Here is a 10,405-nt window from a genome sequence, read left to right as displayed (position 1 = left end):
GCTCGCCCGCGGCGAGACGCTCGGCATCGTCGGCGAATCCGGCTCCGGCAAATCCACGGTCGCGCGGATCGTGCTCGGACTCGTCGAACCGGACGGCGGCACCGTCGTGCTCGACGGCCAGCCGTGGAACGGCGTGCCGGAAGCCGCGCGACGTGCCCGCCGCGCGCGGCTGCAGTTGATCGCACAGGATCCGTACAGCTCGTTCGACCCGCGCTACGCGGTCGGACAGATCGTCGGCGAAAGCCTCGATGTGGCCGGTATCCATGGCGACGCGCGGCGTCGGCGCGTGCTGCAACTCCTCGACGAAGTGCAGCTCGGCGCCGGTTGCATCGACCGGTATCCGCGCGAACTGTCCGGCGGCCAGCGGCAGCGCGTCGCGATCGCGCGCGCGTTCGCGTCGAATCCCGCGCTGCTCGTCGCGGACGAGCCCGTCAGCGCGCTCGACGTATCGATCCAGGCGCAGGTGCTGGACCTGCTCGCCGACCTGCAGGCGGAGCACGGCACCGCGATGCTGTTCATCTCGCACGATCTCGGCGTGGTGCATCACGTCGCCGACCGGATTCTCGTGATGCGCGGCGGCCGCGTCGTCGAAAGCGGCCCGGTCGACCGGGTGTTCGGCGCGCCGTCGCACCCGTACACCGCGTCGCTGCTCGACGCGCTGCCGACCCTGCCCTACGCGCCGGCAGCATCGCCGCTGCCTGCCCTCGCCTGACCTTTGCCCTTCACCGCACCGCTGCCATGAGCCAATCGACTTCCGCTTCTCCCCGCCAGATCCATCTCGGCGCCATCATCCAGGGCGCGTCCGGCAACATGTCCGCATGGCGGCACCCGGATGCGGTCGCCGACGCAAGCATCAACGTCGACTTCGTCCGCACGCTCGCGAAACAGGCCGAAGCCGCCAAATTCGACCTGCTGTTCGTCGCCGACGGACTGCACATCAACGCGAAGTCGATCCCGCACTTCCTGAACCGCTTCGAGCCGCTCACGCTGCTGTCGGCGCTTGCGCTCGTCACCGAACGGATCGGGCTGGTCGGCACGCTGTCGACGTCGTACAGCGATCCGTTCACCGTCGCGCGGCAGCTCTCGAGCCTCGACCACCTGAGCGACGGCCGCGCCGGCTGGAACGTCGTCACCTCGCCGCTCGAAGGTTCCGCGAAGAATTTCTCGCGCGCCGCGCACCCGGAGCACGCGCTGCGCTACCGGATCGCGTCGGAATTCCTGACGGTGGCGAAAGGGCTATGGGATTCGTGGGAGGACGACGCCTTCGTACGCGACAAGGCAAGCGGCGTGTTCTTCGATCCGGACAAACTGCACACGCTGAATCACGTCGGCGAATTTTTCTCGGTGGCCGGGCCGCTGAACATCGGCCGTTCGCGGCAAGGGCGCCCGATCCTGTTCCAGGCCGGCGCGTCCGACGACGGCAAGGGCGTCGCGGCCGAGCATGCGGATGCGATCTACACGCGCCAGGAGACGATCCCGCTCGCGCAGGCGTTCTATGCGGACGTTCAGCGGCGGCTCGCCGCGCACGGCCGCGCGCCCGACAGCCTGAAGGTGTTCCAGGGGATCAGCGTGATCGTCGCGGCGTCGGCCGCCGATGCGGAAGCGCAATATCAGGATACCGCCCGGCTCGTGACGATCGACAACGCGCTCGACTATCTCGGCCGCTACTTCGATCACCACGACTTTGCGCAATACGCGCTCGACGCGCCGTTCCCGGATCTCGGCGAACTCGGCAGCAACCAGTTCCGCAGCACCACCGACGCGATCAAGCGCGACGCGGCCGAGCGCGGCCTGACGCTGCGCGAGGTGGCGCTCGAAGCGGCCACGCCGCGGCCCGCCTTCGCGGGCACGCCCGAACAGGTCGCCGACGGGTTGCAGGCCTGGGTCGAAGCGCGCGCCACCGACGGCTTCATCGTGCGCGGCGGCACGCCGACCGCGTTCGCCGACTTTGCCGCCGGGGTCGTACCGATCCTGCAGGAGCGCGGCGCATACCGGCGCGATTACGACGGCACGACGCTGCGCGAACACCTCGGGCTGCCGTATCCGTCGAACCGCTACGCTCAGGCGGCGTAAGCATCGGCGGTGCCGGCCGGGCGGCTTCGGTCGACTTCGGATCGATTCCGCCCGGCCCGCTCATGCCGCCGGGTGGGCATGCTCGAGCGCACCGCGCATCACCGCCCGATCGGCAGCCCCGTCGGCTCGATCCATCCGAGCCGGTACGCGATCAGCAGCGACAGAAACAGCGTGATCGACAACCCGACGCGCGCCGCGAGCGACCACGCCATCCGCTTGCTCGTCCCGCGATCGTGATTCATGAAATACAGCGCGAAAATCAGGCTCGCGATAATCAGCGCGAACGCCATCGAAACCAGTGCAATCTTCACTGTTGATGCTCCTCCAGGCCCGCATCGGCCTTCAGCAGTTCGGCCAGCCGGCGCCGCTCGGCGACGACGTCGGCGACACCCGACGCCGGCCAGTCCAGCGCCACGCCATTGCCCAGCGAGTCGCGCACCAGCGTCTGGTAACGCCGGTCGCTGATCCGGCCTTCATCCATCGCTTCCGCGATTTCATGTCTGAACGGTAGCGGAAAGCTCGCATATCCGCGCGACAGCGCCGCATATTGCCGCGCGTCGACCTCTTTCGACGAAGGGATGACGGCCCACACCACGACGGCCACGATGGCCGTAAACGGGATAGCCGTGTAGCGAAGAACGAACTTGATCGGGGTCATGACGCGGATATCGAAGTGACGGCGAACACGTGCCGTGTGAAACCGGAAGCAGCCGGACGACCGGTCGCGCGGCCGACGCCGCCGCCCGGGACAACCCAGGGCCGGCAGCGTCGGTCGACATTGTACTCAAGGCCCAATCCGGGTAACAGAAGATGATAATCCAATTACCATATATGGCTGACGATTCGAGCAACCTGGCGCCCGCCGGCATGGCTCGATCGCCGGCATTGAGCCGGCGCCTGCACCCGATGCCCCATTCCGGACGTGACGCCGGAAACAGATGTATTATAATTTGATTAACATACCCACCAGCGCTGCCGCACGATGGAAACGAAAACCGCCCGCCTCACCGTCCTGATCGATCCCGCCAAGAAAGAAGCGTTCGAAATACTCTGCGCGGAGCAGGATCTCACGCCGTCGCAGGTCGTGCGGCAACTGATCCGCGAGTATCTCGACCAGCACGGCGTAACGTACAAGACGAAAAGCGCGCTCGGCAAGCGAATGAAGTAAGCGCGCTCGAACCCGCGGCGCCGCTCACGCGCAGATTTCCCACCGTGCATGCTCGCGCGCGCGCCACACGAGCCGCGCGGGATCGATGCACTCGCCTTCCTTCATGCGCCGGGCCGTCGGCGACAGCTTCAGCTCGCCGGCCGATGCGATCTCGAGCGCGCGTTCGAGCAAAACGCGCAGCGATGGCAGCGGGTTGCCGTTCTTCCAGGCAAACGCGATGAAGTTGTTGTCGTCGCCGCACGGAACAAGCGCATACGACCCGTCGAACACCTCGCGCAACTGCTCGAGATGCCGCGGCAGCGCCGGATCGTCGTCCATGAAGTTGATCGCGAGCACGCCCGTTTCGCTGAGCCTCGCGCGGCATGCGTCGAGGAACGCGGTGCCCGTGCACCGGCCCGGCATGCCATCGGCGACGAATGCGTCGTGCAGGATCACGTCCGCCCGCACCTCTTCCCTCGCCACGTAGTCCGCGCCGTCCGCGCATATCACCGCGAAGCGCGCATCGTCGTCCGGGATCCGGAACACGTTGCGCAGCGCGATCACGTCCGGATTGATCTCGACTGCGTCGATCGCGGTATCGGGCAGGTGCCGGTAGCAGTATTTCGCGAGCGATCCGCCGCCGAGCCCGATCATGCAGATACGCGCGGGCACGGGCTGCAGCAGCAGGAAGCCCATCATCACGCGCGTATAGCCGAGTTCGAGCCGCACCGGATCCTTCAGCGACATGAAGCTCTGCGTGCCGAAGTGGTCGAAGTGCAGGGACACCGTGTGCTTCGTCTCGAGCACGAACGGACGGCCGTCGTTCAACGGCATCGCCAGGAACCGCAGGAATGCGTCATAGGAAGCTCGATCCTCGCTCATGCGCGGCAGGCCCGGATAATCGGAGAGTCGGTCGAACCGCGCGCGGTCAGACCTTCTTCAGGTAGCAGGCCTTCAGCATGAAGCCGCCGAGGTCGGTCTTGCAATCGACTTCGTGATCGCCGCCGACGAGCCGGATGCTTTTGACCTTGGTACCCATCTTCAGCGTGATCGATGAACCCTTCACGCGCAAGTCCTTGATCAGCACGACCGAATCGCCGTCGGACAGCACGTTGCCGTTCGCGTCCTTGACGACGTCGCCCGCCGGTTCGTCGCCCGCTTCGGCGCCGACGCCTGCCGACCATTCATGACCGCAGTCCGCGCACACGTAAAGCGTGCCGTCCGGGTAGGTGTTTTCCATCGCGCATTGCGGGCAGGCGGGTGCAGCGTTCATTCCAGCTTCCATTCGGAGGGGGTTCGGGGATCGGCAAAAAGTGCCGGCCGCGCGCGGCCGCGTCGCCGCCGACGGATCGGCAGGCCGGGCTTCACACGCACTGCATTATAATGCAATACACATAATCTAGCTGTCGTATTATAATGGCACCCTTTGCAACATTCGCCGGACTTGATGGCGGTTTCGCTGAGGATGCCGACATGTTCGAGATGAATGATGCGCCGACATCGCCTGTACGTCGCCCCGCGGTGCGGCGGCAAGCCGCGCTCCGCGCGTTCATGCCGTGCTGCCGGCCGCTCGTCGCGCACGGTCCCGACGACCTTCCGCAAGGCTGACCCGCATCGTGCCAACCGTCGTCTACGTTGAAATCGGCGCCGCATGGAACCGCGGCCGCGCGAACACCACCCGCGACGCGGTCGTCGCGGCGGCACACCGTTTCGAAAGCGACATCCTGCTGATCGCCAACGGGCTCAGCGGCAACGCGAGGAGCGGCCATGCCATCGCATCACTGCTGATGCATGGCGGCACCTCCGCGCAGGTGCTCGCGACCGGCCCCGACGAGGAAGCCGCGCTGCAGGCGCTGCTGCCCTTGCTCCAGGCGGACTGACCCCGCGTCGTCCGCTTTCACGGCTTCGTGCCGTTCACCCTGAATCATCTTTCTGCGAGGAAGCGATGAACGACAACGTCACGTCAAACACCCCCACCCTGTCCGCGTCCGCGATCTGGGCACTCGAGCGCCTCGCCGACGTGCGCTACGGCCGGGACGCGCCGGCACTCGGCTGGTCGGTCGAACAGGAACTCGTCGGCGCCGGGTTCGTCAGCCATGCCGCCAACGGCCGCTCCGGCGCGTCGATCACCGCGCATGGCCGCAGCTTCCTGAAAAGCCGGAAGTAGGACGGTGTCGGGCACATTGCCCGATGCGGCCAGGGGCTTGCGGTCGCGCAACGATTTCCGCGGTATCGTACGGTGCCTGCGGGCGGCGCAACGCGCCGCCTTCATCCTCCTTCCCAATGGAATATCCGATGACCGTCAGCGCATTGCCGCCCGTCACGTCCCCGCCAGCGCTCGACACCCCGCGCCTGATCCTCGAAGGCCATCCGCTCGGCGACTTCGATGCGCTCGTCGCGATGTGGGCCGAGCCGACCGTCGTCGCGCACATCTTCAACGGCCAGCCGTCGGCGCCGCGCGACTCGTGGATGCGGATGCTCGCGTATCGCGGCCTGTGGCCGCTGCTCGGCTACGGCTATTGGGCGATTCGCGAGAAGGCGTCGGGCCGCTACGTCGGCGATCTCGGTTTCGCCGACTTCCACCGCGCCGTCGAGCCGTCGATTCGCGGCGTGCCGGAGGCCGGCTGGGCGCTCGCGACCTGGGCGCACGGCAAGGGCTATGCGACCGAAGCGCTCACGCACGCGCTCGGCTGGCTCGACGCGCAGCACCGGTTCGAGCGCAGCGTGTGCCTGATCGCGCCGGCCAACGGCGCGTCGATCCGCGTCGCGGAAAAGGCCGGGTATGCCGATCCGGTGCGCATCCGCTTCAACGACGCCGATTCGTTGCTGTATTCGCGCGCGAGCCGCTGAGCGGGATGCTGCGCGCCAGTTTCGACGCGGCGGCGCGCTGGCCGGCGAGCACGCCGACCCGGCACATCACCCGCCAGCGAGCGACGCTGTGCGAACCGCAGCACTCGACACCGCTCGCCGCCGTCACGCGTCGGTCGACCTTTCGCTGACGGACGGAGCCGCCGGCGGCGTCGGATTCCGCGATTCGCGCCCGAGGCCCGCGCGAACACCTTCACCCCCTCGAGCAACGGCGTCAGCGCATCCCACTAGGCCTCGTCGTGCAGCAACCGGTACGCGCCGCGCACGCCGGGCGCGACGGGCTTCGCCGCAACAAGCAGCGTGCGCCGTTCCTCGCATGAACCTCGCGATGCCTCGACGCAAGCTGCGCCGCGTTCGACAACCGGACCGCCTCACCCTGCAACCGCGCAACCGCGCAACCGAAATGACAGGCTCTCGCACGGGGTTCGGCCCCGTATGCGAGCGTCGAGTGGAAACAAACATGCCATCTGCCTGGCTGCTGTACGCACGCTGTGTCGATGCCGGTCAGCACGACGCATGAGCCCCCGTCGCCGGGGAAATGGGCGAATGACCGTTAGTTGCGCAATGCCGTGGGAGTCGTGAAAGATCGTGCCGGTGCTCACACTGACGCCGCCGCGTTCGCGCCGGATCGCCGCGAAGCGGTCGCCCGGCGCGACGATGCGCGAAACATGCCCGGCACGCACGGGTCCGTGCAGCGGATGCAAACGATGCACGGCGCCCTCACCCGCAGCGGGATCACGACGGCGGTCAGCTACGTGCGCGGCGCGCGGGGAAATCGCGCCGCGCCGGTGTCGGAGCAGGACGTGAAGCGGTTGCGCGCAGGCAATCCATCGCTAACGCGCGAGGCCAACGGCTTCGACCAGCCGACGGCATCCCCCCGCGTGCGCCGCGCGCCGACTGCTCACTTGCACGCGTAGTTCGCCGCGTCCTTGATCGACCCCGAACCGTTGTACGTGGCCTTCGTCGGATACATGCAGACGGGCTGGCTCGCGCTGCCGTCCGCCGACGTCAGGTCGATGCGGGTCGGCGCATTGCCGTTCTCGACCCAGTCGACGAGTCGCGCATACAGGTCCTGACGATCGGCGTGCGGCAGCGGCACCGTATTCGCCGTCTGCGCCGGGCCGGCCGTGCCGTTCACGCCGCCGTACCCGCTGCAGTGGCCCATGCCGGGCACGAGGAACAGCCGGTCGACCTGCTGCACGGCCGGGATGCCGCCCATCCGGGCCGCGACGCGCTCGTAGTAGTTGATGCTGCCCGACGGCGTGATCAGCGGATCGGCGAGACCGTGATAATGCAGCACCTTCGCGCCGGCACGCACGAGCCCCGACAGGTCCGGATTGTCGGTATTGATGTTGCCGAACGACGGCTGCAATGACAGGCCCTGGTCGTACGCGTTCGCAAGCCCCGCATAGCCGAGCCCCCTCCACTTGTTCGCGCCGTTGCCGGTCGCGTTCCTGAAGTTGGTGCCCGCGATCGTCGGATCCTGCAGTTCCAGCGCGACCAGATCGGTCGAGATGCTGAACGGCGATGCGCCGGCTAGCGCGCCGGTGCCCGTGCCGCGCATCAGGCCGAACCACAGCTGGTTCGCCGCGAGCGACGTCGCCGTGCCGGTGTCGGCCGCCGGGCTCGGCACCGAGCCGTCGCGCGTCATCCCGTACCAGGTCTTGTTCATCGCCGTCGCTTGCGCCGCCGTCACGCATGCGGCCGTCGCATTCGTTCCGGTCACGGCACCGATCGTCACACCTGAACACAGCACGGTGGCGTCCTGCGTCGGATCGTAGCGGCATTGCGCCGGGTCCATCAGGTAGCCCAGATGCTGGCCGCCAACCGAATCGCACGCACTGACGGCCGCGCCCGACAGCAACGCCTGTTGCGCATCGGTCAGCGTCACCCCGCCGAGATCGCTTTGCGCAACGATCTGCGGATAGAGCTCGCCGGTAATGAACTTCGACCAGTTGAATGCCGGTGCGCCGTTCAGGTAGCCGTCGTAATCGGACGGGTTGTTCTGCACTTCGTTGTAGCCCTGTCGGCCGCCGGTCGAACAGCCGTCCCAGTACGCATACTTCTGCGGCGCCGCGTAATAGGCCGCCGCGAGCGCCTTGGTCTTGAGCGCCAGTTCGTGCAGGCTGCGCTGCGCGAAGTCGTTCCACAGCGTCGTATCGATGGTGCCGTCCGGGTTCATCGCGAACGAGCCGTCCTGGACCGCGTGCCCGGTATCCGTCGTGCCGACCACCGCGCCTTCGGACGCCGCGATCGTCGCGGCACTCGGCACGCCGCCGGCGCTGGCGATCTGCGTCGGGTCGTCGTACGCGCCGCCCTGCCATCCGCCGCCGCCGATATTGTGAATCCGGCGATTCCAGTTCGACGGCGCGGGCAGCCAGATTTCCATCCCGATGCCGGCCGACGTCGACGGCGCGCCCGCCGGGCCCGCGTGACCGGGGCCGACATTCAGCTTGACGAGACACAGGTCGTTGCCCGCGACCGGCGTCGACGCCGTCGCGGCCGACGCATCGAGCACCAGCGGGTCGCCCGCCTTGAACGACTTCACCGCGATCACCGTCGTGTTCGCATCCGGCACGAAGCGCGTCTTCATCGTCGCATCGCAGTTCAGCCCGGTGGCGGCCGTATCGCCCCCGGCGTCCTGGACTTCGTTGTCGTTGCAACCGGATAGCACCAGCGTGCCGGCCGCCGCAGCGGCGAGCGCCAAACTGAAACACCATGCCCCGCAACGAGGTCCGCCCTTGATCGTCGACGCCATACTACCCTCCGTTTTCTCTCGAGTTATTTGCATATCGGAAAGCGTCTGCACGCACGACGGCCGCGTGCATCGCATTGCATCGCGTCGCGGGCGGCTCGTGCGCCGCCCGCGACCGCGCGCTCAGAACATGTGGCGGATCCCGGCCATCACGCCGACCTGGTTCTGCCCCGGCGCGGGCGTCGTGCCGCCGCCACCGGCGCTGACCGAGAACGCCGCATGCGCGCTGTTCGCGAGATACGCCCCCTGCAGATAAACAGCGGTCTGCTTCGACAGGAAGTAGGTGCCGCGCAGCACGCCCAGCGTCGCGCGCGCGTCCTGGCCGGACACGGTCACGTGATAGACGCCGGTATCGACGAGGAACGCGGGCGTCACGTAGTAGTTCGCGGTGAGGTAGTACAGGTTCGAGCGCATGTTCGGGCCGCCCGACGCATCGGTATCGACCCAGCGGCCGATCCAGCCGCCGCCGAACTTCATGCCGAACGCGTTGACGTAGCCGTTGACCTGCGCGCGATCGTCCTTGTCGCCGCTCGCGGTGAGCGGCAACGGCTTGACGCCGTCGAAGAAGTTCGCGGCCGCGGTGTCGCTGCCGCCGCGTTGCTCTTCGTACGACGCGGCCACGCCGAACGCGGTCGAGTCGTACTTCAGCATCGCGGACCACAGCCGGCACACGGTCGTGTCGCCGGGCGTCGGGCCCGCGCAGGTGCCTTGCCCCGGCGAGTTGCCGGTGCCGGCCGAATCGCGGCCGAAAGAATACATCGCGCCGGCCGTGAAGCCGCCGAACTTGCCGCGCCATGCGACGGCGTTGTCGGCGCGGCCGTTCGGAATGTACGCATCGAGCGACGGCAGCCCGTAGATGTTCGGGCCAAGCAGGTCCGAGTCGAGCACCGCGTAGTACGTCATCGTGTACTGGCGGCCGAACGACAGCGTGCCGTACGGGCTCTCGATCCCCACCCAGCTCTGCCGGCCGAACAGGCGGCCGCCCTGCCCCATCGTGCCGTTGCCGACGTTGAAGCCGCTTTCGAGCGCGAACACCGCCTTGTAGCCGCCGCCGAGATCCTCCGAACCGCGCAGCCCCCAACGCGACGGCAACTCGCCGGTGATCGCCGGCATCCGCACGATGCCCTTGCCGTCGGCGTTCGCATGCGACACGTATTCGACGCCCGTATCCAGCACGCCGTACAACGTCACGCTGCTTTGTGCAAAACCGGTCGTCGCGAATCCGAGCAAAGCTCCGCCGACGAGATGCTGAAATCTCATGCTGTCTCCAAACCTGAATATGAATGCTTCCGATTACTACGTATGACTAATTTGTCGAGGTAGATCGGATCAGTTTATTTCCCGGCGATTCGATACGGCGACGACGGGTGGTCGCCGATCCGGAACGCGGGCACGATTGTCTGAAAGGCACGACTGGACCGGGAACGACGCGCGCTGCGCGCCATGCCGGCGGGTGAGGAATGTGATCGGGGGATGTCTCCTTGTTGCATTGTTTCCATTCTTCGGGTTGCAACTGTTTGAGTCGATACTATCGGCCGCAAAAAAGCGAGTCCAACACCGAT

Annotated in this window: 12 protein-coding genes and 1 pseudogene; 7 read left to right on the top strand and 6 right to left on the bottom strand. The window is 67.2% G+C overall.

The window, feature by feature from the left end:
• On the top strand, positions 1-712 hold a 712-nt coding region (locus tag J7024_RS28335), incomplete at its 5' end, for an ATP-binding cassette domain-containing protein (RefSeq protein WP_234745652.1).
• Between the two features lie 26 nt (positions 713-738).
• Positions 739-2,073 carry an LLM class flavin-dependent oxidoreductase gene (locus J7024_RS28330; RefSeq protein ID WP_175796465.1) on the top strand — a complete coding sequence of 445 codons (1,335 nt, stop codon included), beginning with the start codon at positions 739-741 and terminating at the stop codon, positions 2,071-2,073.
• Positions 2,074-2,171: 98 nt separating this feature from the next.
• Here the strand turns inward: J7024_RS28330 and J7024_RS28325 are convergent, their stop codons facing one another.
• A complete protein-coding gene (locus tag J7024_RS28325) occupies positions 2,172-2,363 on the bottom strand; it encodes a DUF2909 domain-containing protein (protein ID WP_175751851.1) in 192 nt (63 codons plus the stop codon).
• A gap of 17 nt (positions 2,364-2,380) precedes the next feature.
• The gene (locus tag J7024_RS28320) at positions 2,381-2,731 is read right to left on the bottom strand and encodes a hypothetical protein (protein ID WP_124897600.1); all 351 of its coding nucleotides are present in this window, start codon (positions 2,729-2,731) and stop codon (positions 2,381-2,383) included.
• A 324-nt stretch (positions 2,732-3,055) separates the two neighbouring features.
• Here J7024_RS28320 and J7024_RS28315 point away from each other — a divergent pair, with 324 nt between their 5' ends.
• Complete coding sequence (locus tag J7024_RS28315) at positions 3,056-3,241, top strand: ribbon-helix-helix protein, CopG family (RefSeq protein ID WP_124897601.1); 186 nt, start codon at positions 3,056-3,058, stop codon at positions 3,239-3,241.
• A gap of 24 nt (positions 3,242-3,265) precedes the next feature.
• Here J7024_RS28315 and J7024_RS28310 read toward each other — a convergent pair whose 3' ends face one another.
• Entirely contained in the window at positions 3,266-4,102 is an 837-nt protein-coding gene (locus J7024_RS28310; RefSeq protein WP_175751837.1) for a spermidine synthase, read from the bottom strand.
• A gap of 46 nt (positions 4,103-4,148) precedes the next feature.
• On the bottom strand, positions 4,149-4,493 hold the full coding sequence (locus J7024_RS28305) for a zinc ribbon domain-containing protein YjdM (protein WP_124897603.1): 345 nt from the start codon (positions 4,491-4,493) through the stop codon (positions 4,149-4,151).
• A gap of 343 nt (positions 4,494-4,836) precedes the next feature.
• Between J7024_RS28305 and J7024_RS28300 the strand changes: the two genes are divergently transcribed.
• The 4 genes and pseudogenes from J7024_RS28300 to J7024_RS37585 all read left to right on the top strand — a co-directional run.
• Positions 4,837-5,100, top strand: coding sequence for an HPr family phosphocarrier protein (locus tag J7024_RS28300; protein ID WP_124897604.1), 264 nt, complete (start codon positions 4,837-4,839; stop codon positions 5,098-5,100).
• A gap of 65 nt (positions 5,101-5,165) precedes the next feature.
• A complete protein-coding gene (locus tag J7024_RS28295) occupies positions 5,166-5,387 on the top strand; it encodes a hypothetical protein (protein ID WP_096507043.1) in 222 nt (73 codons plus the stop codon).
• A 128-nt stretch (positions 5,388-5,515) separates the two neighbouring features.
• The gene (locus tag J7024_RS28290) at positions 5,516-6,070 is read left to right on the top strand and encodes a GNAT family N-acetyltransferase (protein WP_234745651.1); all 555 of its coding nucleotides are present in this window, start codon (positions 5,516-5,518) and stop codon (positions 6,068-6,070) included.
• Positions 6,071-6,741: 671 nt separating this feature from the next.
• A pseudogene (locus J7024_RS37585) lies at positions 6,742-6,925 on the top strand (cytochrome c); the annotation flags it as partial.
• Between the two features lie 64 nt (positions 6,926-6,989).
• Here the strand turns inward: J7024_RS37585 and J7024_RS28280 are convergent.
• On the bottom strand, positions 6,990-8,846 hold the full coding sequence (locus tag J7024_RS28280) for a tannase/feruloyl esterase family alpha/beta hydrolase (protein ID WP_124897606.1): 1,857 nt from the start codon (positions 8,844-8,846) through the stop codon (positions 6,990-6,992).
• 120 nt (positions 8,847-8,966) lie between these two features.
• Complete coding sequence (locus J7024_RS28275; RefSeq protein ID WP_124897607.1) at positions 8,967-10,103, bottom strand: porin; 1,137 nt, start codon at positions 10,101-10,103, stop codon at positions 8,967-8,969.
• Positions 10,104-10,405: the final 302 nt, after the last annotated feature.

It is taken from the genome of Burkholderia sp. WTPI3 (assembly GCF_021483755.1).
GTDB lineage: Bacteria > Pseudomonadota > Gammaproteobacteria > Burkholderiales > Burkholderiaceae > Burkholderia.
Note: the sequence above shows the minus strand (reverse complement) of the source record. Positions and strands in the feature narration are given on the sequence as shown.